Source organism: Allocoprococcus similis, from assembly GCF_054660775.1.
This window is the reverse complement of sequence record NZ_BAAHSG010000031.1, coordinates 1-22,858: the sequence shown is the minus strand read 5'-3', so window position 1 is coordinate 22,858 and position 22,858 is coordinate 1. Positions and strand designations below refer to the sequence as shown.

General features: G+C 41.7%; 25 protein-coding genes and 1 pseudogene. All 26 read right to left on the bottom strand.

The window, feature by feature from the left end:
* Positions 1-38: 38 nt before the first annotated feature.
* Entirely contained in the window at positions 39-842 is an 804-nt protein-coding gene (locus tag ACYQ5K_RS11885) for an HAD-IIA family hydrolase (RefSeq protein WP_173687483.1), read from the bottom strand.
* A gap of 3 nt (positions 843-845) precedes the next feature.
* Positions 846-1,586, bottom strand: coding sequence for a glycerophosphodiester phosphodiesterase (locus tag ACYQ5K_RS11880; RefSeq protein ID WP_173687482.1), 741 nt, complete (start codon positions 1,584-1,586; stop codon positions 846-848).
* Between the two features lie 22 nt (positions 1,587-1,608).
* Entirely contained in the window at positions 1,609-2,997 is a 1,389-nt protein-coding gene (locus ACYQ5K_RS11875; RefSeq protein ID WP_173687481.1) for an ABC transporter substrate-binding protein, read from the bottom strand.
* Positions 2,998-3,101: 104 nt separating this feature from the next.
* Positions 3,102-3,989 (bottom strand): carbohydrate ABC transporter permease, encoded by an 888-nt coding sequence (locus ACYQ5K_RS11870; RefSeq protein WP_420315019.1) that lies wholly within the window; start codon positions 3,987-3,989, stop codon positions 3,102-3,104.
* A gap of 29 nt (positions 3,990-4,018) precedes the next feature.
* Positions 4,019-4,876, bottom strand: a complete 858-nt coding sequence (locus tag ACYQ5K_RS11865; RefSeq protein ID WP_173687479.1) for a carbohydrate ABC transporter permease — start codon at positions 4,874-4,876, stop codon at positions 4,019-4,021.
* Between the two features lie 2 nt (positions 4,877-4,878).
* Positions 4,879-6,027, bottom strand: a complete 1,149-nt coding sequence (locus ACYQ5K_RS11860) for an ABC transporter ATP-binding protein (protein ID WP_173687478.1) — start codon at positions 6,025-6,027, stop codon at positions 4,879-4,881.
* A gap of 209 nt (positions 6,028-6,236) precedes the next feature.
* A pseudogene (locus ACYQ5K_RS11855) lies at positions 6,237-7,685 on the bottom strand (glycoside-pentoside-hexuronide (GPH):cation symporter).
* Entirely contained in the window at positions 7,669-8,235 is a 567-nt protein-coding gene (locus ACYQ5K_RS11850; RefSeq protein WP_459777637.1) for a TetR/AcrR family transcriptional regulator, read from the bottom strand. The pseudogene ACYQ5K_RS11855 and the gene ACYQ5K_RS11850 overlap by 17 nt, the downstream one beginning before the upstream one ends.
* Before the next feature lie 436 nt (positions 8,236-8,671).
* Positions 8,672-9,187: a hypothetical protein gene (locus ACYQ5K_RS11845; RefSeq protein WP_173687476.1), complete on the bottom strand. Its 516-nt coding sequence runs from the start codon at positions 9,185-9,187 to the stop codon at positions 8,672-8,674.
* Positions 9,188-9,314: 127 nt separating this feature from the next.
* Positions 9,315-9,578: a helix-turn-helix domain-containing protein gene (locus ACYQ5K_RS11840; protein WP_173687475.1), complete on the bottom strand. Its 264-nt coding sequence runs from the start codon at positions 9,576-9,578 to the stop codon at positions 9,315-9,317.
* A 107-nt stretch (positions 9,579-9,685) separates the two neighbouring features.
* Positions 9,686-10,036, bottom strand: a complete 351-nt coding sequence (rsfS, locus tag ACYQ5K_RS11835) for a ribosome silencing factor (protein ID WP_173687608.1) — start codon at positions 10,034-10,036, stop codon at positions 9,686-9,688.
* A gap of 8 nt (positions 10,037-10,044) precedes the next feature.
* Positions 10,045-10,647, bottom strand: coding sequence for a bis(5'-nucleosyl)-tetraphosphatase (symmetrical) YqeK (gene yqeK / locus ACYQ5K_RS11830; protein ID WP_173687474.1), 603 nt, complete (start codon positions 10,645-10,647; stop codon positions 10,045-10,047).
* A complete protein-coding gene (nadD, locus tag ACYQ5K_RS11825; protein WP_173687473.1) occupies positions 10,628-11,260 on the bottom strand; it encodes a nicotinate-nucleotide adenylyltransferase in 633 nt (210 codons plus the stop codon). Before nadD ends, yqeK begins: the two co-directional genes overlap by 20 nt.
* A gap of 17 nt (positions 11,261-11,277) precedes the next feature.
* On the bottom strand, positions 11,278-11,568 hold the full coding sequence (gene yhbY, locus ACYQ5K_RS11820) for a ribosome assembly RNA-binding protein YhbY (RefSeq protein ID WP_008370480.1): 291 nt from the start codon (positions 11,566-11,568) through the stop codon (positions 11,278-11,280).
* A 31-nt stretch (positions 11,569-11,599) separates the two neighbouring features.
* On the bottom strand, positions 11,600-12,883 hold the full coding sequence (gene obgE / locus ACYQ5K_RS11815; protein WP_173687472.1) for a GTPase ObgE: 1,284 nt from the start codon (positions 12,881-12,883) through the stop codon (positions 11,600-11,602).
* A gap of 73 nt (positions 12,884-12,956) precedes the next feature.
* Positions 12,957-13,241, bottom strand: a complete 285-nt coding sequence (rpmA, locus tag ACYQ5K_RS11810) for a 50S ribosomal protein L27 (protein WP_008370482.1) — start codon at positions 13,239-13,241, stop codon at positions 12,957-12,959.
* 5 nt (positions 13,242-13,246) lie between these two features.
* Complete coding sequence (locus ACYQ5K_RS11805; protein WP_008370483.1) at positions 13,247-13,579, bottom strand: ribosomal-processing cysteine protease Prp; 333 nt, start codon at positions 13,577-13,579, stop codon at positions 13,247-13,249.
* Between the two features lie 15 nt (positions 13,580-13,594).
* Positions 13,595-13,903, bottom strand: coding sequence for a 50S ribosomal protein L21 (gene rplU / locus ACYQ5K_RS11800; protein WP_008370484.1), 309 nt, complete (start codon positions 13,901-13,903; stop codon positions 13,595-13,597).
* A 118-nt stretch (positions 13,904-14,021) separates the two neighbouring features.
* Positions 14,022-14,435, bottom strand: coding sequence for a CBS domain-containing protein (locus tag ACYQ5K_RS11795; RefSeq protein ID WP_173687471.1), 414 nt, complete (start codon positions 14,433-14,435; stop codon positions 14,022-14,024).
* An 89-nt stretch (positions 14,436-14,524) separates the two neighbouring features.
* The gene (locus ACYQ5K_RS11790; protein WP_173687470.1) at positions 14,525-15,844 is read right to left on the bottom strand and encodes an aspartate kinase; all 1,320 of its coding nucleotides are present in this window, start codon (positions 15,842-15,844) and stop codon (positions 14,525-14,527) included.
* A gap of 199 nt (positions 15,845-16,043) precedes the next feature.
* Entirely contained in the window at positions 16,044-16,526 is a 483-nt protein-coding gene (gene ybaK, locus ACYQ5K_RS11785; protein WP_173687469.1) for a Cys-tRNA(Pro) deacylase, read from the bottom strand.
* Entirely contained in the window at positions 16,519-17,709 is a 1,191-nt protein-coding gene (locus ACYQ5K_RS11780) for a ribonuclease E/G (protein ID WP_173687468.1), read from the bottom strand. The genes ybaK and ACYQ5K_RS11780 overlap by 8 nt, the downstream gene beginning before the upstream one ends.
* A 3-nt stretch (positions 17,710-17,712) precedes the next feature.
* Positions 17,713-18,420, bottom strand: a complete 708-nt coding sequence (locus ACYQ5K_RS11775; protein ID WP_173687467.1) for a TIGR03936 family radical SAM-associated protein — start codon at positions 18,418-18,420, stop codon at positions 17,713-17,715.
* Positions 18,404-20,269 carry a TIGR03960 family B12-binding radical SAM protein gene (locus ACYQ5K_RS11770; RefSeq protein WP_173687466.1) on the bottom strand — a complete coding sequence of 622 codons (1,866 nt, stop codon included), beginning with the start codon at positions 20,267-20,269 and terminating at the stop codon, positions 18,404-18,406. Before ACYQ5K_RS11770 ends, ACYQ5K_RS11775 begins: the two co-directional genes overlap by 17 nt.
* A 529-nt stretch (positions 20,270-20,798) precedes the next feature.
* Positions 20,799-22,118 (bottom strand): site-specific integrase, encoded by a 1,320-nt coding sequence (locus ACYQ5K_RS11765; RefSeq protein WP_173687465.1) that lies wholly within the window; start codon positions 22,116-22,118, stop codon positions 20,799-20,801.
* The coding region (locus tag ACYQ5K_RS11760; protein ID WP_459777636.1) for a site-specific integrase at positions 22,115-22,858 on the bottom strand (744 nt) is incomplete at its 5' end. The genes ACYQ5K_RS11765 and ACYQ5K_RS11760, both read right to left, overlap by 4 nt.

Below are 22,858 nucleotides of genomic sequence, written 5' to 3'. Positions count from 1 at the left end.
GTATGTACCGTTTTATTACCATACATACCCTGTTTATGTTAAGAAATACTTTTTATCCATTCTTCATGCAGCTTCGCAACCGATGACATCACGTAATCCGGCTGATGTTCGTATGCTTTTGCTTCTTCTTCAGTTGCCTCACCGGATAATACCAGCACCGTCTCCACCCCGGCATGATACCCACACAAAATATCGGTATACAGGCGGTCTCCGACGATCAATGCTTCCTCTTTCTGATAATGGTTCCGCTGCAATGCAAGTTCCACCATAGCAGGCTCTGGTTTGCCAATAAAATATGGCATCCGCTTTACTGCATGTGCAAGCATTTCACAGATGGATCCGCAGTCCGGTACGAATCCGAATTCAATCGGACATACATAGTCCGGATTGGTTGCAAGATAATCGACTTTCTGTGTACTCAGCAGCTTACACGTATCAGACAGTTTTTCATAGGTCAGCTGATTATCATAAGAAACCACAACACAGGCAATTCCTTCATCTTCACAATCCGTTGTCACACGGATCTGATTCTTTTTCAGCTCCCGGATGAAAGAGCGGGTTCCAAGTACATAGATCAGATCCCCTGCATGATGTTTCTTCAGGTAATCAACAGTTGCATAAGATGCTGTCAGAAAATTCGTATAATCCGTATGAATTCCCAAAATCTGAAAAGATTTGATATAATCATCAATACTCTTGGTCGCATTATTTGTGATAAATACAAACTGTCCGCCATTCGTTTTGATATCTTTCAAAAATGCGGCTGCTCCCTCGATCAGCTGGTTCCCTTTGCAGATGGTACCGTCTATATCCAGCAGAAAAAGTTTTTTATTTTCCAGCATAGCCTACGCTTCCACTTTTCCTTTGATCTGCACGGCTTTGTCCGGATAATTGGTGATAATTGCAGTTACACCTGCGCGGATCAGCCATTCCATATCCTCTTTTTCATTGACCGTCCAGACGCGGACATTTAAACCACTGTCCAGATATTCTTTTAAGAAATCAGCCATTTTCACGTGATATACCGCAGGATGCAGTCCGTCTACACCTGTATTTTCCGCATAGTCTTCCACATTTAAGATTACATCACTGTATAAATATGCGGTTTCTGCGTCTGGAACGATTTTTTTGATCTGCTGGATGCTGTAGTGATTAAAGGAAGAATAAATCACCTTGTCTTCCATTCCAGATGCTTTGACAAGATCTGCAACCTTCTGTTCGATTTCTGGATACCAGTAAATCCCTGTTTTTAGTTCAATATTGACCTGGATACCGGATGTTTTTACTGCATCCAGTACTTCTTCCAGGGTTGGGATTTTTGATGAGGAATACTCCGGAAATTTGTTTTTCAATACCGTAAGTTCTTTTAATTCGTTTAAGGTATAATCTTTGACCCATCCTGTTTTTTCTGTAACTCTGTCGATCGTTTCATCGTGGATCACAACCGGGATTCCATCCTTTGTGAGCTGGACATCCAGCTCGATTCCATCAGCTCCCTGTGTGATTGCCAGCGCAAATGCTTCCAGTGTATTTTCCGGTGCATATCCGCTTGCGCCTCTGTGTGCAAATATCTTTGTTTTGCTCAATGTTTACTGCCTCGATTCTTTTTTAATTATTTACAGTATTATAGTCAGTGATCGCCTTGTTGATCGAATCTGACATTTTCTGTACTGCTGTGTCGACATCTTCTTTTCCATTCAGCATACTTTCGATTTCAGACTCAACGGTTGCTCTTGCTTCCGGGAATACACTTAAGAGTGCACCGCAATATTCCGGGGAAGAATCATGAAGCTGATCGATTGCTGTCTGGAACTGAGGATACTGCGCGATATTATCTTTGAATGTCTGTTCGTCGTGTGCTTTTGTGGTAACCGGGAAATATCCTGTCTGTGCATTCCAGTATGCCTGTGATTCCGGGGAGATCAGGAATTTTACGAATTCCCATGTGGCACGGAGTTTCTTTGGATCTTTATTGTTCAGTGCCCACAGAGAAGCTCCACCGATGGATACTCCGCCTTCATCACTTGAAGATACCTTCGGGAAATATGCAGTTCCCACTTCAAATTTTCCGTTTACATCCTGCAGGATCTGTTTTAAGGAAGCAGTAGATCCCAGTGTGATCGCAGATTTACCAGCTGAGAAATCTGCCAGTCCTGCATCACCGCCTTTACCAACGATCGGTGCATATCCGTCTTTGTTGAGTTTCTGCCATGCAGTCAGAATGTTCTTTGCTGCACCGTTTTTATCAAAGTCAACTGCTGTTGCAGCCTTTTCACGGCCATTTCCATTATTGGCATAATCCAGTCCCTGTTTTCCGATAAGCTGCTCGAAGAACCATCCGTAGATACCAAGTGACATCACTTCACCGGCGCCGCCTTTTGTCATCAACTGATCACCAATCTCATCGATTGCTTCCAGGCTGTCCGGAATTTCGGTAATACCGGCTTTGTCGAACATATCTTTATTATAATACATAATTGGTGTAGATGAGTTAAAAGGCATCGAATATAATTGATTATCAATAGTATAATATGCAGCAAGGTTCGGTTCAATCTCAGATACATCATAATTATCTGCATCGATCATTTCCTGCATCGGAACAGTCCAACCGGACTCAATCATAAAACGGGTACCGATTTCATAGACCTGTACCAGATCTGCACCCATATTTCCAATCTGTGCACTCTTTAATTTGTTCAGGGAATCATCATATTCTCCCTGATACTGTGCTTCTACCGTAATTCCATATTCATTTTCATCATTGAATTTTTTTACAAGTGTGTCGATCGCCTGACCATTTACACCACCCATAGAATGCCAGAATGTAATTGTCGTTCCGTCTACATCTTTTGCATCTGCCATTTCTACTTTTTCACTGCTGTCTGCTGTATCGGATGAACCGTCCTGGCTGATGGAAGATTTTCCACCTCCGCATCCTGCAAGCATTCCGACAGTTATTGCTGCCACAAGTAATAATGAAACTGTTTTCTTCTTCATAATTTTCCTCCTGATGTTATCTCTTCTAATTGGATGAAATTGTGTGTAATATTTACACATATATAGGATCGGGAATGGATATTTTCCCGTTTCCAGCATAATAATTAACCTTTTACAGCACCTGAGAACATTCCTCTGATCAGCTGTTTCTGTCCGATAATGAAAATCGAGATGGATGGGATGATGATCATAACTACCCCTGCGATCATTAAGGTAATGGACTGTGAATCCACGCTGTCAAGCATACTGATACCAATCTGTACGGTTCTCATATTGTTGGAGCCGGTTACAAGAAGCGGCCACATATACATATTCCATGCATTGATAAAGGTATAAACTGCCATAGCTCCGATTGCTGATTTGGTCAGTGGAATCAGAATTTTAACAATAAATTTCAAATTACTGCATCCGTCCAGCTTTGCCGATTCATACAGTGACATTGGGAATGTCATATAGAACTGGCGGAATAAAAAGATTCCCATCGCTGATGTCAGATACGGAATGATCAGTACCGCATAGGTATCAAGGATTCCCCAGCTTCCGACGGTCAGATAGTTGGAAATGATCGTTGCTTCGCCCGGAACCATCATAGTTGCCATAACAACTGCAAAGAGGATTCCTTTTCCCTTAAATTCAAGGAATGAAAATGCAAATGCGGCAAGGGAACAGGAAATGATCTGTCCGATGGTAATGCAGCCTGCCATAATGAAAGAATTCAAAATAAAACGAAGCAGCGGAACGGTTGTAAATGCATCTTTAAAATTCTGCAGTGTCGGATGCTTTGGAAAAAGGTTCAGATCCGTTGTAAATAATTCATTTGACGGCATCAGCGCAATGCTGATCGCGTACAAAAGTGGAAGAAGTACAATGAGGGCAAACACAATATTTGCCGTAAGCCGCAGTGCTGTCTTACTTCTTCTTTTTGCCAGTGCTTTGGCATTCATTTTATTTTTCAATTCCAGAAGTTCTCTTTTTGAATATTTTCCTTCCATTGGAATTGCCATACTGTTTAACTGACTCATTAGTAATTAACTCCCTTCTTCTCAATGCGGAACATCACCAATGTTACAAGCATGATAATAATAAACAGGATCACAGACTGTGCAGATGCGCTTCCGAAACGATAATTGAAGAATGCATCTCTGTAAATCGAATACACGATTACGTTTGTGGATTCATTCGGTCCGCCTTCTGTCAGGATCTTGATCTGTCCAAAGGACTGGAATGCCTGGATGATGTTTACAACAACGGTATAGAACATGATCGGTGACAGTCCCGGAAGTGTCAGACTGAAAAACTGCTGTACACCGTTTGCCCCATCTACGGATGCTCTCTCGTAGATCGTCTCATCAATATTTCCAAGTCCTGCGGAAAAATACAGGAAATTGATTCCGCTGTTCAGCCAGGCGGTAAGGATTGCCACACAGTACAGGGCTGTATGTGGGTCATTCAGCCAGTTGATATCCAGTCCCAAAAGTTTGTTGACAATTCCGACTGCCGGATGAAGCATAATCTGGAAGATCATAGCTGCCGAGCTGGATGCGATCGCCATCGGAAGTGCATATGCGGTGCTGAATACGCGGATTCCCGGGAACGCCTTGTTACAGAGAACTGCTGCGATAAGTCCAAGAAGCATTCCGCCAAATACTACGATGACCACAAAGATCAGTGTCACTTTCAAACTGTTCCGGAAGGATTCTGAGCTGAGCAGATCCATATAATTCTGAAGTCCTACGAAGATTTTTGCCTGTCCCATTTTGTTCGTCATAAAAAGGCTCAGATAGACTGTTTTTACGAATGGATAGAACAAAAATACCGCAAAGATCAGAAAGCTTGGTATCAGATAAAGGTACGGTGTAATTTTTATTTCTTTTTTCATGTTTAATATCCTTTCCCATACAGATGAAGAATATTTTCCTCTGTCTCTATATCAAATACGTGAATTCGACCTGGATCAAAATACAGATCCACTGTTTCTCCTACTTTCGTCTGGTTGGAAGGTTCCAGCCTTACCGCATGTGTCCGGTGCTGTTCATCAAAATACAGGATTACTTCCGCACCAAGCATTTCCCTGGTAACAACAGTTTCTTTGATTCCAAAGCTGTTTTCTGCAAATCCACCGGCTTTTGCTTCCTCATATTCGTAGATATCTTCCGGCCGGATTCCGATGATCACACGCTTTCCAATATAATCTCGCTGAAGAATCTCTGCAGTTTGCCCGGTCAGATACACTTTTTTGATCGGCCCTGTTGTTGCAAAGATCAATGCAGTTTTATTGAATTCTTTCTCAACCTCGCATTCGATAAAATTCATCGATGGCGCGCCCACAAAGCCTGCTACAAATTTATTGACCGGATGATCGTAAATATTCTGCGGGGTGTCTACCTGCTGGATCAGACCGTCTTTCATGACAACGATTTTTGTTCCAAGCGTCATCGCTTCTGTCTGATCGTGTGTGACATAAATGATCGTGGTATTTAACTGTTTATGTAACTTCTGTAATTCAACACGCATCTGCGCACGCAGTTTTGCATCCAGGTTGGAAAGTGGCTCATCCATAAGGAATGCTTTTGGCTGTCTGATGATTGCTGCACCGATTGCAACACGCTGTTTTTGTCCACCGGATAATGCTGCCGGTTTTCTGTCAAGCAGTGATTCAATCTCAAGGATTCTTGCCACTTCTCTGACTCTTTGATCAATTTCTTTTTTCGGAACCTTACGGATTTTCAGTGAGTAAGCAATATTTCCATAAACGGTCATGTTTGGATATAAAGCATAATTCTGAAAAACCATCGACATCTCTCTTTCTTTTGGTTCCAGATAGTTGCAGAGCTCTCCGTCGATCCAGAGTTCTCCATCTGTAATATCTTCCAGTCCTGCAATCAATCTCAGTGTTGTAGATTTTCCGCAGCCGGAAGGACCTACGAAAATCACAAATTCTTTATCATGAATGTCCAGAGTAAAATCTTTCACACCATAATGTTCGGAATCAAATTGCTTACAGACATTTCTTAACGCAATTTCTGCCATTTTTTTCCTCCTTCATAGCCAGCGATATGGCTTTGTTCTGACTCTCATGTCCGTGTAGTATCGTAACATTTCTGTTTCTGAAAGCGCTATCATATTTTGGATAAAGAAATGTTAAATGAACGTATATTTTTTTACTCAAATGTAAAAAAATGAGACAGTCCGCAAACTGTCCCACTAAAATTTCGTTATAAAATTTTTATGTATATGTGTTATACTCTCTTCCGTTCTTCCAGTGTTCTGGATATTTCTTCCGTCTTTTCGTCTGTTAATATGTAATGTTTCCGGAACACAGCCAGTCCGATCAAAAGTACAGCGATTGGAAGGATCGTCATACACATCCGAAGTCCCATCCTGGAAGCCGGTGCAATTGCTGTCAGTACTTCTGCTGTTTCATCCTTTTTAATCTGGAAGATCTGGATGACGATCGAAGCCGCAAGTGCTGCAACGCCAGAAGCCAGCTTTACCACAAAGGTCTGCATGGAAAAGATTACGGATTCGTCACGCCGGTTATTTTTCAGCTCTCCATAATCTACCGTATTTGCAAGGAAAATCGTTACAATCACATTCAGCATACCAATCGCCGACATAATAAGAAATGCCGGAACCAGAAGCAGATAGACATTGGTACTGCCGGAAAATGCGATTACAAGCAGGATCATATATCCTGCAAATGCCATGGAAAAGCTGACGTAAAAGATCTTCATTGTATTCATAAATTTCCGGAGCAGCGGAAACAGGAGCATCATTGCAAGAATCTGGAACGCACCGCCAAAGGTATTGAAAAGTGTATAATTGCTCTGCCATGCTTCCGGACTGAAATCATATTTGAAGAAATAAATTACCAGGTTGGACGTAATGTATAAAGCAGTATTGATCATAACGATCGCAGCCACCATAGTAAGTGCCTGGTCGTTACAAAGCAGTGCCCGGAACATCTCTTTAACGGTTGCTGTTTCCATATTTACAGAGGATTTCTATTTAATAGAAAGACAGGTATTCGTAATAAAAATGAAAAACAGGACTGCAATAACCAGTGCAAAATAGCGGTATCCCAACCGTTCAATTTCCGATGCACTTTTCCCTCCTGCCAGCTTGCCAAGCGTGGATACGGAAAGTACGGTGATGATCGTGATGATGGCAGAACCAACGCCGGCACAGGAACGTGCCAATGCCGAAAGATTTTCTCGTTCTTTTCCACTTTCGGTAAAAGCCGGAATCATGGACCAATATGGAATGTCCATCATCGTATAAGTTACGCCCCAGAGTATGTAGGTAACAGCCGCATAGGCAACCAGTCCACTGCCGGAAAGAGCTGGTGGTGCGGCGAACATCAGGTACAGCACGATTGCATTTGTCAGAGTCCCGATAAAGAGCCACGGACGGAATTTGCCCCATTTGGTTTTCGTCTTTGCTACGATAATTCCCATGATTGGATCGTTAAAAGCATCAAAGATACGGGCGATAAACAGGATCACACCCATTGCCACAGCACTGACGCCCATGATGTCCTGATAATAATAAAGAACATAAGATGCTGACAGCATATAAACCATATCTTTCCCTACAGCGCCGATTCCGTAGGCAAACTTTTCTTTTCCTTTTAGTTTCTGTACTTCTCCCATAATAAAATTTCCCCCCTTGTCAGATTGTAATGCCATCGATCAGAATGGATACGACTTCATCTAATGCCTCATGATAAGAAATTCCATTCTGGACCAGCACGTCTCTCTGAAAAAACTGTTCTAATGTGGCTTCCATCATGGTTTTTAAAATTGGAATCTGGATATTTCGAATTTTTCCTTCTGTGATGCCCTGTTCCAGTAATGAAATCGTACTCTCCCACCCGGTTTCCAGACGGGATTTTACTTTTTCGTAAACTTCGGGATACCTCTCCTTTAGCTGATAAAGCTGTCTGAGATTAAGCTCCCGATACCCTTCCGGCAACACACCAAGAATTGCTCTGATTTTACCGACGGTATCCAGACTCAGATCTTGAAGAACTTTTTGTTCACTTTCTTTGATCGAGTAAAAACAATAATCAACCATCTCCAGAACCAATGAATTTTTGTCAGGAAAAACAGTATAGATTGTTTTTTTGCTGATTCCAAGAAGTGACGTGATATCATCCATTGTAAATTTTAATCCTTTTTTTTGAAATGCCTGGATGGTTGCTTCGAGAATATTGTCTTTTATATTTTTATCTGACACATCATCATCTCCTATGGAAACTATTATTTTTCTTCTGGTTTCCTTGATTGTAGCATTTTTGCGAACCAAAAAACAAGAAACTAAATTCACAAAAATGGTTTCTTGTTTTTGGTAAATTTTAAATATGGAGCGGATTCTTTTTTCGGCGGATATATTTTGATTTAAAACTTTCTTGGTTACGATCCTTTCTTACTATAAAAACAGCTGCGGAAGCAATTCCGCAGCTGTTGTGTGCTTGAAACCGTACCTCTGCACTGTGAACTGACACAGGTTTTTTACAGGGTGATTTAAAAATTTAAATTGTATACTTTTCCAAAAATGTTTCTATGAACAAGAACACATAACCTGATAACAAATAACCAATAAACGATGACATTGAACCATAACCAACCGTCTATAAGCTTTGTTAAAGATATGCCCTGTACGGAAAATCCACTTAGATATCCACCTCAAACAATACTGTCTGATTGTAACGATCCAGTGCAATCTGCATTTCCATAATTGTATTGGAAATACGGTCGTATTCCTGTCGGATTACTTCTAAATCATAGTTGATATATTTATATTCCGGTGCTGAGCCAGATGAACTAAATGAACTACTATATACACGCATTTTCGGAAGTCGCTTGCGCATATCGTCAAGAACAGCTTTTCTTTTGTTGAGCTGTGCCATTCGAATCAGAATACTGTCAATACTCATCTCCTGATCGCCGACCTGCACTTTTGCGGTAGCATTTGTCAGATTCAATGTGTGTTTAATGGTAACAATCTTCCTGTCGATTTCGTCAATCGTATTCGCAATGGTCATGTAATCGTATTCCGGAATGACCGGCTCCTCATTGACCGCTGCCACATAGGTACTGGATGCTGCCTCCTTGTTTACCCAGAATGCTTTATCTTCCTCAAGGCTTCTCAACATCTTGTTTGCATAAGCCGATGTGATTTTCTTCATGATTTTTGCCTCCCATAATGTTCTTTTGTTTGCAACACAAATAAGAATAATATCAATCCTATAACTCTTCCATCATTTGCTTCTGATTCAATTGTAAATCATATTATGGCAGTTTGTCATTCAACTATCAGTTTAAAATTACCCATAAACGAGAAATATCCTCGTCAATGACGAGGATATCTTCAATCGTAGTATGTAATAATCTACTTAAAATAATGAAATTGTCTATACTGGGTAACGATTTGCCGGAAATCCACTTATAAATAGCCTGCGGATTTTCAAATCCAAAAGCGCCCTGGATTTCCCGAATCGTATACCCTTGTTCCAAAAGCAGCTTTTTTATGCGTTCTCCGGTCTTTTCCGGCTGGATTGACAAATACATTGGTTCCATACTTTGTGCCTCCATGATTCAGGACCATGTTTTTCGATAACGTATATATTGTAACACGGAAAGCACAGGCTCACCAGTATCAATCTCCAAAATATCAGAAAATATATTTACAGTTCCTCCGGATCAACCTGCTTGCCATCGCTCCAGATTCTTTCCAGATCGTAGAACAGACGGTTCTCTCTGTCGAATACATGTACGATAATATCACCAAAGTCCAGCAGTACCCAGCTTCCAAGACCGTAGCCTTCACGTTGTTTAACTTCGTACCCTGCTTTTCCAAGTGTCTCTTCTACATTGTCAACCAGTGCTCTTACCTGGCTTTCGTTGGTTCCGTTTGCGATGATAAAATAATCTGCAAGCACAGAGATTCCTGCAATGTCAATTACACGGATATCTTCGCCTTTTTTATCAACGAGTGCTTCGCAGGCAAGTTTTGCCATCTCTCTTGACTGTTCGATTGTCTGCATCAGTTTTTGTCCTCCTTTTCGGAATCACTGTTTTTCAGGTTCTTATAGTATAAAAATGTCTCTTCTGTTGCAGGATCCACCGTTGCACCCTTTTTTTCAAGATACGCAAGGGTATCTTCCAGAATACGGTAGAGACATGCATCCAGATCTACAAATGCAAGTGCACGTACTTCCGGAAGATTTGGTGCAACATCTCTTCCCGGCTCCATGTAATCTGCGATATAAATGATCTTATCAAGCAGAGACATCTTCGGACGGCCGGTTGTGTGAGACTCGATTGACCGAAGAATCTCTTCATCTTCTATTCCATATTTTTTCCGGGCAAAAAAAGCACCCAGCTTTGCATGCAAAAGTCCCGGATTCTGGTACTCTGCTTCAGAGATTTCGATATGATTCCTCTCACAGAGTTTGATCTTTTCTGCACTCGGCACACATTTTGCACAGTCGTGTAAAAGCCCTGCAATCAGAGCCTTCTCCAGATCTGCACCATAACGCATAGCAAGGCAGCCTGCCGTATGCATCACACCGATTGTGTGATCGTAGCGGTCTTTATCCAGGTATCGTTTTACTTTTTTCTGCATCTTAAGTATTGTTTCCGTCATGTTCACTCACCTGATATAATCTGTTCAAATCTATATAATCTGCAACCTTTTTCGGGATTGGGAGATCTTCCATCTTTCCTTCCCGGATCATCTGCCGGATCTCACTGGAAGAAACAGGCATCACAGGGGTACGGAGCAGCCGGATATCACAAGCATATTTTTCTCTTAAATATGTAATCTGACGGCTCATTTTCTTCGGTGCTCCCGCGTCATCCCGGTATGCTGCCAGAATGACCGCTGTTTTCAGAAGTCTCTCCGGACATTTCCAGGTTTCCAGATTGAAAAGAGAATCCGCACCGATGATAAAATAGAATTCATCCTGCGGATAAGTCTCTTTAAAATACTCCATTGTCTCATAGGAATACGAAGTTTCCTTTCGATCCATTTCATAGGTACAAAGCCGGAAATACGGAATGTCTTCAATAGCAAGCTGCGTCATTTCGGCACGATCCTGTAAATCTTTTCGTATTTCCGGATTTGATTTATGGGGCGGATTGCCGTTTGGCATATACCACACCTCATCCAGATGAAACTGCTGATACGCATATTCACCAAGCATCAGATGTCCATTGTGAATGGGGTCAAATGTTCCGCCCATAATACCGATTCTCATAATCTATACTCCACTCATTAAGGGAGAACGATTTTCTTCTTGTCGTCTTTTCCCTCTTTATAAAGAACGATTTTTCTTCCGATCACCTGTACCACCTGGGAACGTGTACGCTCTGCAAGAATCTCTGCCATTCCACGAAGATCATCCCCACAGTTCTGAAGAACGTGAAGCTTGATCAGTTCTCTTGCTTCAAGCGCTTCTGCAACAGCTGCTGTAAGTTCCGGTGTTACGCTGGATTTACCGATCTGAAGGATCGGATCCATTGTCATCGCAAGGCTCTTTAAATAAGCTCTCTGTTTGGAAGTCATAAAACTCTCCTTTCTTAAATTATGTCCTGTTCTAACGGTAATATTCAAACTGAAGACCGTACATACGGATAGTATCGCCTTCCTGAACACCTACATTTTCAAGCTGTTCAAGGATACCGGTTTCTTTCAGGAATTTCTGGAAGAAAGCAAATCCCTTTTCGGAATCCAGATTGGTGTAACCAAGCATCTTTTCGATCTTCGGTCCCTCTACTACAAATATATCGTCTTCTTTTTCTACGGTATATGGAAGATCCATATGGATGATCTCTTCTTCCGGGAAATATTCCTGTTCAAATACAATCGGCTTGTCATCCAACTTCTGAAGTTCATTATTTACATAGTAAAGAAGATCAGAAAGTCCTTCTCCGGTCACACCGGAAATCGGGAATACCTTGATTCCCTTTGGTTCAAACTCATCTCTCAGTCTCTGGATCGGATCTTCATCTTCGGAATAGATAAGGTCAACCTTGTTCGCTGCAATGACCTGCGGACGCATGGAAATTTCTTTGTTATAGGCTTCCAGCTCAGCATTGATCTTGTAAATGTCTTCAACCGGATCGCGTCCTTCGATACCTGCCGCATCCACAACATGGATCATCATCTTGGTACGTTCAATATGACGCAAAAATTCATGTCCAAGTCCGACACCTTCTGATGCTCCTTCGATCAGTCCCGGAATATCTGCAATAACAAATCCCTTTGCACCTTCCAGATCTACAACTCCAAGGTTCGGGCTGAGTGTTGTGAAATGATAATTTGCAATCTTTGGCTGCGCATTGGTTACACGGGAAAGGAATGTGGATTTACCAACATTCGGGAAACCTACAAGCCCAACGTCTGCGATCACCTTAAGCTCCAGATTCACCCAGAGTTCCTGCGCAGGCTTTCCTGGCTGTGCATACTTCGGAACCTGCATGGTAGAGGTTGCAAAATGCATATTTCCAAGACCGCCTTTTCCACCTTTTAAGATGATCTGGCGCTGGTTTTCACCTGACATATCGGCAATGACTTTATTGGTCTCTGCTTCACGGATGACTGTTCCTTCCGGAACCTTCAGGATCAGATCCTTTGCATCCTTACCATGGCAGCGCTTTTTGCCGCCTTCCTCTCCGTCCTGTGCTTTATATTTTGTTTTGTGACGGAAATCTACCAGGGTGTTAAGACCTTTGTCTACTTCAAAGATTACATCACCGCCGCGACCGCCGTCGCCTCCGTCCGGACCGCCATTCGGAACATATAATTCCCTGCGAAAGCTGACGTGACCGTCGCCGCCCTTTCCGGATCGGATATATATTTTTGCTCTGTCTGCAAACATAATATGTCCTCCTTATTTATGACTAAAAACAAGGCTTCAAACCAAAAAAGTTTGAAGCCTCTGTTAAATCTGCTTATTCAGCTACTGGATAGATAGAAACCTGTTTCTTATCTCTTCCTTTTCTTTCAAAACGAACAACACCGTCAACCAGTGCAAATAATGTATCGTCACCACCGCGACCTACATTGATTCCTGGATGAATCTTTGTTCCGCGCTGTCTGTAAAGGATGTTACCAGCTTTTACAAACTGTCCGTCTGCTCTTTTTGCTCCAAGTCTCTTAGATTCAGAGTCACGACCGTTCTTTGTAGAACCAACTCCCTTTTTATGAGCGAAAAACTGAAGGTTTAATTTCATCATGGTTGTTACACCTCCTCGTATGTCAAATCCATATATTCTCTGTAGTTCTCATCTTCTGCAATCTCTTCCAGACCGAGAACCATCGCGTCAAGCAAAAGCTTTGCCTCGCGAGTCGGATTACCTTTAAGTCGATAGTCAATGAGTCCTTTGGATTCATCGGATACAAGGCTTGTACGGTCATCCGCAAATTTCTCAATGGCATTCAAAGTATTGATCGTAAGTACAGAAACAGCTGCGCAGACAATATCCTGTCCTTCTTCACTGAATCCTGCATGACCATGTGCTTTGAAACCTACACATTGATGTTTTTCATTTTTATAAATGGTTACTCGTATCATATAACCACCAGCTTCTTACGCGTTGATCTTTTCGATCTTAACTGCTGTATACTGCTGTCTGTGTCCGTTTTTCTTGTGGTAACCTGTTTTTCTCTTATACTTGTAAACGATAACTTTTTTAGCTTTTCCGTCACCAATTACAGATGCTTCAACTGTTGCACCTTCTACTACTGGTGTTCCAACTTTAAGCTCGTCACCACTTACTGCGAGAACCTGGTCAAAAGTATAAGACTGTCCGGCTTCCACACCAAGCTTTTCTACTTTAATGATATCGCCTTCGGCTACTTTGTACTGTTTACCACCTGTTGCTATAATTGCGTACATATGGCACCTCCTATTATCATTACTCGCCAACTACGGTGTCTGATCAAATCAGGACTTATAACCTCGTTGTGCGGCATACCTCTGTATTATACAGTGGCATACCGCACAAAGTCAACCCCTAATTTGCGATTTTTTTAATTTTTTCGTAACAATATCCGATGATGTCTTTTCTTGTGATGATTCCTATGAAATTCTCCTGGTCATCTATGACCGGAACAAAGTTCTGATCCATCGCTTTTTCCATCAGATCTTCCATATTAGAATCAGCGCTTACCGGCCTGTAATCTGCTCTTCTTGCAATCTTCGTGATTGCAATGTCTTCTGCTTCTTTCAGATTCAGGATGTTCAGCTTCTTAAGTCCCCAGAGCAGATCTCCTTCGGTGATCGTACCGACGTACTTGCCTTCCCGGTTGATCATCGGAATAGAGGAGTATTTATGGTACTCCATGATTTCCATTGCCTGTCTGAGCGTGTGGTAATCATATACAAATGCCACTTCTGCTTTTGGCTTCAGGAAAAATAATATGTTCATTTTCGTATCCTCTCTTGTATGAATGTTCTGTACAGGGGAGTTTTCCCCGACATCTGTACTATACCATATTTGAGGATCGAATTGAAGATTTACAGCTGAGTATTAACAAAAATATCATAAATTGCCTTGATCGCTGCCTCAAAATCGTGTTCTCTCACACCGATGATGATGTTCAGCTCACTGGATCCCTGGTCGATCATTTTTACGTTGACATGCGCATGAGCCAGTGCGGAGAAAATTCTTCCGGCAGTACCGCGTGTCTGGCGCATACCGCGTCCCACGACTGCAATCAGTGCAAGATCAGATTCCAGTTCAATATCATCCGGATTCACGGCACGGTGGATGCCTGCAAGAACCTTCTGCTCATGTTCCTCAAATTCATCCTGATGAACGAAAATGGTCATGGTATCAATTCCTGACGGCATATGTTCGAAAGAAATACCTTCGTCTTCAAATACACCAAGAACCTTACGTCCAAATCCGACTTCGGAGTTCATCATAGCTTTTTCAATCGTGATCGAAGCAAATCCACGCTTTCCTGCAATACCTGTGATCGTGTATTTTGGTTTTCTGCAGGTTCCTTCCACGATCAGGGTACCTTTATCCTCCGGTGCATTGGTATTGCGGATATTGATCGGAATCCCTTCTTTACGGACAGGAAAGATTGCGTCTTCATGCAGTACGCTGGCACCCATATAAGAAAGCTCACGCAGCTCTTTATAAGTAATTGCTTCGATTCCTTTTGGATTTTTGATGATACGTGGATCTGCAATGAGGAATCCGGATACGTCCGTCCAGTTCTCATACATATCAGCATGTACAGCCCTTGCAACGATCGATCCTGTTACATCAGATCCGCCGCGGGAAAATGTCTGGATCGTTCCATCCGGACGTGCTCCGTAAAATCCCGGTATAACAGCACGTTCTATTTTAGCAAGTCTGTCCCCGAGTATCTGGTTGGTTTCTTCAGAAAGGAAGTTTCCATTTTCATCGAACTTGATCACTTCTGCTGCATCGATAAATTCATATCCAAGATAAGCAGCGATCACACGACCGTTTAAATATTCTCCACGGGAAGCAGCATAATCTCTGCCGATCTTCTTTGCAAAATTGTCACGGATTGTAGCAAATTCTTCGTCAAGAGAAAGAGTGATCCCAAGCCCTTCAATGATTTCCTGATATCTTTTCTGAATATCAGCAAGTAATTCTGTAAATTTCTTTTCTTTTACAGCTGCGCCGTAACAACGATACAGCATGTCTGTTACCTTGGTGTCATCAGGAAAGCGCTTTCCTGGTGCAGACGGAACAACATATCTTCTTGTTTCGTCTGACAGAACAATCTTTCCTGCCTTTTTAATCTGTACTGCATCGGCAAGAGAGCTTCCGCCGAATTTCACTACCTTAATCATCTGTTGGTATTCCTCCATCTCTCAATCATGTATTCTTGGCTGCAAGGCAGCTCCTGTATTGTCGAAACATCGGGCAAATGCTCCAACACTTATGTAGTTACTACTTTATTACGCTGACGTGAAAAATGCAAGATTTTCTTTTGTGATCCGCCGAAAATCTTGCATTTTGTCTAATAGAATTGCATTTTTTATAAAATTCCTATGCATGAATTACATCTGCAAATGTAGCATCTGCTGCTTTCCTCAAATCCTCCGGTGTAAGTGTCAGCTGTGCACCGATTCTTCCGGCACTTACATAGACTTTTTCAAACTGCTGTGCGCTTGCATCGATCACAGTCGGAAAATGTTTTTTCATACCGATGGATGTGCAGCCTCCGCGTACATACCCGGTGAGTGGTGTCAGTTCTTTTAAATGAAGCATCTCAATGGACTTCTCTCCAACTGCTTTTGCCGCCTTCTTAAAGTCAATCTCTGCTTCGATCGGAAGGACAAATACATAATGCTCTCCGCTTTTTCCTGTTGTGACAATCGTCTTGTAAACCTGTTCGTGAGGCAGATTCAGCTTGTCTGCGGTTTCGATCCCATCTGTGAATTCATCGCATTCATAGGTCTGATATTCATAAGAAATTTTCATTCTGTCTAAAATACGCATTGCATTTGTTTTTACTTCTTTTTTACCCATGTAAACTTTCCTCCAGTGTTTTTCGGATTTTCTTCCGTGTAATTTCAACCAGCTGCAGTTTCGTCATTCCCATCACATTTCCCGGATTTGGATCCTTCCTTAATTCCCGCTGCAGATACTCAAGAAGTTCTTTCTTCTCTTCTGCTGATTTCATGTTGATAAAATCAATAATGATGATACCGGAAATATTGCGGAGCCGGATCTGGCGGGCTGCTTCTTTTGCTGCTTCCCGGTTGATCTCCGGAAAATGAGAATTCTTTTTCAGACATTTCCCGGAATTGACATCGATCACAGTCAGCGCCTCTGTCGGCTGGATCACCAGATAAGCCCCGGATTTCATCCACACGCGTTCCTGTCTTGCCTCGCGGAGCGCGCCCTCCAGATTATAGCATTTTGTAAGGAGATAAGACGTATCCGTATATGCACGCAGAAGTGGCAGTTCATCCGGCATATTTTCTTCCAGATAGGTCTGAACTTCTTTATATAAAGCTCCCTCTTCTACTGTTTTATCCGCAATAATTTCTGTCAGATCTTTTTTGTAAATATCCCGGAGCGCCTGCACACACGGATCCGGTGCACTTTGCAGACAGCTGAAGCAGGTACGCATTTTCCCATATTCGATGATCCGGTGATAGGTTTCTGCCAGTTTGTCGATCTCCGCACGGATCTGGTCTTCCTCTGCTTCCGCACAGTTCGTCCGGAAAATCAGTCCAAAATCACAATCTGTATATTCCTGTCCCAGCTTCTGCAGTTCTTCTTTTCGCGCACCGTGAATCTTTCCGGATACACCAATCGTCCGGTTGCCGGACGTCAGCACCACATACTGCCCGGTAAAATTTAAGTTCCCGGTCACGACAGGCTGCTTTGTCTTCACCGCTTCTTTTTCCACCTGAACCAGAAGCTCATCACCGATCACAAGCGGTTTCTTTCCAAGTTTATTTGTAAAAACAGGCGTGTATTTTCCTTCCGGAGCAAAATAGCACTGCTCACCATTTGAAATTTCAACGAATGCGCCGCCGATATTCGGAAGAATTTTCCGTACCCTTCCGACATAAATTTCACCCAGGCGGCAGCTCTTTTTTTCTCCGCCGCTGCCAAAGTGAAATTCAACCACTTTTTCATCTTCTAAAAGTGCAAGCACCCGGCGGTTCATACATTCTGTAAGGATTACTTTCCGTTCCATTTATTATACAATCTCCGTTCCAAGTGCATCCAGCGGAACCAGAACCGTTTTGCCATCCGCATCTTCAGATTCCGCAAAGGTTTCCAATCTGTGGTGGGTGAAGGCCACTTCCTCATCATCCATACCCAGATAACGGGCAAAGGCTTCTGTGACCAGTTCCGGCTTTAAGTTCTGGACACTTCCTGCTGCCACACGCATGTAGATTCCTCCGTTCCGACATTCCAGTTTATAGATCATCGGGCGGATGTCCACTTCTTTTTCGCTCTTCTTCGTCTTTTTCACCACACAGATTTCGTTCTGGGCATAGAAAGCTTCCAGTTTTTCCGCAAGATCTTCCGGCAGACTGCCATTTTTTACCGAAGATAAATAGTCGGCACCTGCTACGATTGACATTCCTTTGCTTTTCTTATCATCCGGGATCTGCACAAAGCTGACGATCTCCATACCATCCACCATCTGTTCATTCAGTCTTTTCACTGCTTCTCTGCTGGCAATCGGCTCAGTCAGTTCAATATCAAAATATTCCCCATCACTGGTCAGTCCCACGCCAAGCGGGTTGGCAAAAGACATGATCATATGCGGACTGTAGCCGCTGGTAAATGCAATCGGAATCTCAGCGCGGCGGATTGCTTTCTGAAAATACCGCATGATGTCCAGGTGTCCGATGAATTTCATGACTCCATTTTTGCGAAATTTAATTCTTGCCTTCAAAGCAGACACCTCCTCCGTAAGTTGCTGCCCCGCAGCCAGAACATTTTGCCCGGCAGTTCGGGGTTACATTTCCTTCCATTGCATTTTTCCATTCCCGTATAAGGAACGATTTTGTCACGCCACAGTCAATGAAATCCCACGGGAAGATCTCATCCAGCTCACGCTTTCTGAGATTGTAGAAATCCATATCCACACCCGTATTCTCAAAGGCCTGCAGCCATTTATCATAATCAAAATATTCATCCCACGCATCATAAATACAACCAAGACGGTAAGCCTCTTCCAGAACCTTTCCGACCTTCCGGTCACCACGGGCAAAGACTCCTTCCAGAACGGTTACTTCTGCGGTATGCCAGTTGTAGCGCAAGCTCTTGCGGTTCAGCTGGTTGCGGAATGCTTCCTGTACGATTCCGGCGCGGCGGATATATTCTTCCATCGGCTGCATGGTCGCCCACTGAAGCGGTGAAAATGGCTTCGGTACAAAGAAGGAACTACTTGCCGTGATCTGACATTTTCCATTTCTCTGATCCTTCGGGATCTCATAATACCGGCGTGCCACTTTATCTGCAAGAACAGCAATTCCTTCCATATCTTCCTGGGTTTCGGTCGGAAGTCCAAGCATGAAATAGAGCTTGACCTTCGTCCATCCACCTTCAAAAGCCTGTCCTGCACCATTTAAAATATCGTCTTCCGTCAGACCTTTGTTGATTACATTACGCATTCTCTGGGTTCCGGCTTCCGGGGCGAAGGTCAGACTGCTCTTACGCACATCCTGCACCTTGCTCATAACGTCCAGAGAAAACGCATCAATACGAAGAGACGGCAGGGAAATGTTGACTCCCTGGGTGTGGAACTCATCGATCAGGAAGGTGACGATCTCCTCCAGTTCATTGTAATCACTGGAACTTAACGAACTTAAAGTAATCTCTTCATGTCCTGTATTTTTCAGCATTGCACGTGCCGTCTCTTTGAGCATGTTGATATCACGCGGACGTGTCGGACGGTAAACCATTCCTGCCTGGCAGAAACGGCATCCACGGATACAGCCACGCTGGATTTCCAGAACGGCTCTGTCCTGGGTTACTTTAATAAATGGAACAACCGGCTTTAATGGATAAGTTGTCTGGCTCATATCTGCTGCAACTACTCGTTTAATCTTTTCTTTTGCATGCGGATTATTTGGCAGGAAAGATTCGATCGTGCCGTCTTCTTTGTAAGTGACATTATAAAAAGAAGGAACGTAAATTCCCTCGATCTCTGCTGCCATTTCCAGAAATTCTTTCCGGCTCTTTCCGGCTCTCTTCCACTTTTTGTATGCTTCCAGAAGCTCATCATAAACCACTTCGCCCTCTCCGATATAGAACATATCGAAAAATTCAGCCAGTGGCTCTGTATTGTAAACACATGGTCCCCCGCCAATGACAAATGGATCTTCTAAAGTTCTGTCCTCACTGTGAAGCGGAATACCGGATAAATCCAGCACCTGCAGTACATTGGTGTAACACATCTCAAACTGTAATGTGATGCCAAGAAAGTCAAAATCCTTCACCGGATCCTGAGATTCCAGGGCAAACAGCGGAATGTTCTTCTCACGCATGATCTTGTCCAGATCGATCCACGGAGAGTACACTCTCTCGCACCAGGTATCCTCCCGACGGTTGAACATATCGTACAGAATCTGGATTCCCAGATGGGACATACCAACCTCATAGACCTCCGGAAAACACATTGCAAACCGAATATCTACCGCTTTTTTGTCCTTCATGACCGAATTAACTTCATGACCAATGTAGCGGGCAGGTTTCTCTATATTCAGTAAAATATCATCATCTAATGCTAATTTCCTCATTTTTCCTCCATTTTAAATTCTTCTTCTCTTGATTTTATAACGATTCACACTGTAAATACAAGCAATATTTATAATCTCTTAGCTTTAAGACTATACCATTTATTTCAAAAATTTGCAAAATAAATGATGTGAAAATAGCCTGTTTTTACTATTATGTAACAGAAAGTATGGTTTTGGCACTACAAAAGACTGTATGAGACTATATGTAACACCTTGATCTTTTATAAGATTTTTACTGCCTGTTACGCAATGACACGACATATGTAATGAATAATTATGCATAAAAATGTATTTTATGCATAATTGCGAATCTAGTCAATAAACAACAAAACAATGTTCTGGAAAACACATTGCAAACCGTATATGTTTTACAGTATTTCCTTTCATTGTGGGAAAATCTGTAATAATTTAAAAAACTAAAAATTAAAATAATGCTTGTTTTATGGCATTTTGCAACAAAAACTATAGTTCTGTTACCATGTAAGACCATATGATACAACACACGATTATATAATTATATTGACGGACACTATCTTATTCTTAGAAAGGCATCACTTATTTTTGACATATCAAGTTCTTCGCTTTTATCGCTCATATGGATTTTGTCATATAGTGAATCGGCATATTTTGTCATAATACTGCTTGTATCAATTATGTCTCTTTGATCGTCAATATAAACGTCTTCAGTCATATCTACAGTTGAATGTCCTAATAATTTAGAGATTACTTTTAAATTATTAATATTCTTTTTCAATAATGTAGCATATGTGTGCCGTAAGTCATGCCAGCAATAATCATCAGGATTTATATCACATAATTCAAGGACATGTTTGAATGCGTGACTGATTTTGGAATCTCTTGATAATGGTCTTCCGTTTGAATTCACAACAACAAAATCGGGTGTATAATGAAAATTTACATCATTTTGATTCAAGTAATCATACTTATTTTTTGCCAAAATAATTTCATCTAAAACGAACTGAGGTATTTCAACGTTCCTTACAGAAGAATACGTTTTCGTTTGGATCAATTGACTTGTAGCCATTTGAGATTCCCAGCCATCTCCGTAAATAGTTCGTCCTTTTTGCCAGATAATATGTAATTGACGATTGGGGAAATCTACGTTTTCAAATTGAAGACCAAGTGCTTCGCTTATCCGGACGCCAGTTGTAGCGCAAATCAACATTAACAGATAGTAATTAGGCTCTTCTTTTTTGCAGGTTAGTAAAATATTTTGTAATTGCTGTAATGAAAAAGTTTTGCGTTTGGTCTCCGTTCTTTTTTTCTGTCGCATCTTTGAACGGATTGTTTGAACAGCGTAAGGCGCCGGGTTTTGCGCTATTATGTTAAGCTCCTTTGCTGTTTTAAAAGAAGAACTAATAACGGCATAAGCGTTGCAACGCAAAGGGTTCGAGGCAATAGAATCCATAAATTTGATCAAATCAGAGGATTCAATGTTCGTTATGTATGTGCGTGGTGATATCGATTTTAGCAAGTGGTTATATATCACGTTCCGATAATTTACGAATGTGGAATATGCTATTTTTTTATCTAGCATATAATAATACAACCAATAATCATAAAATTCTTGCAATGTGAACCGATATGGGATATATGTTCCAGTTGACAGCTGATAGAGTATCTCTTCTTTTGCTCTATTTGCTTCCTTTTTCGTTTTAAATCCGCCTACTTGTTTTTGCTTTTTTAATCCATTGGAAAAAGTAAGTTCAAAGCGAACACCGTACTTTCCTCTAACACTTGTTATGCTTGGTCTAAATTCCCAGTTTTCAATAGTGGTATTCAAAATCAAAGGATTGATTTCCGGTTTTACGATCTGCTTATATTTCATAAAGTCTTCACCTCGCTGTTATTGTTATATGCGTTGAATGGATCAAATGATTTGTTTACTGTTGAAGAAACTTTATCCAAATCCTCTAATTGACCGCAATAAATATCCATTGTTGTCTGAATAGATTTATGCCCCATCATTTTTGAAACTAATTCTATGTCGCATCCATTTTCAATTAATATAGTTGCACACAAGTGTCGCAATCCATGAGGTGAGATAAAAGGGACACCGGCATTTACGCAGATTCTTTTTACGGCATTTCCTATGGTGGTGCTGCCTTTTATATTCCCATTTTTTCCTATACACACATAGTTCTTCCATTGTTTGCCGCTATCAGGATTTTTACGGAAAAACGCAGCATTTTGTTTTTTTCGATTTTTTAACTCATCTATAAGAAGCGGAATGACTTTTATTGTTCGGTAACTGCTTTTAGATTTAGGGGGGATTACTTTTCCATCTCTATCAGCGGTAGAAATCTGCTGGCATATAGTAATTGTTCCCTTTTTTAAATTAATATTACTATAGTTAAGTCCTAATATTTCACCTGTTCTCAATCCGGCAAATAATGCAAGTAACACTTCTAAATAGCACGGGTCATTACGAGCGGTCTTTAAGAAAGAAATTAACTGTTCCGTAGAATAGCTAACATATTTTCGCTGATCATAATTATACTGAATCAATTGTGTATAATCAAAATTATTGATTAGACTTTCTTTCTCTGCTACTACAATATATTTATG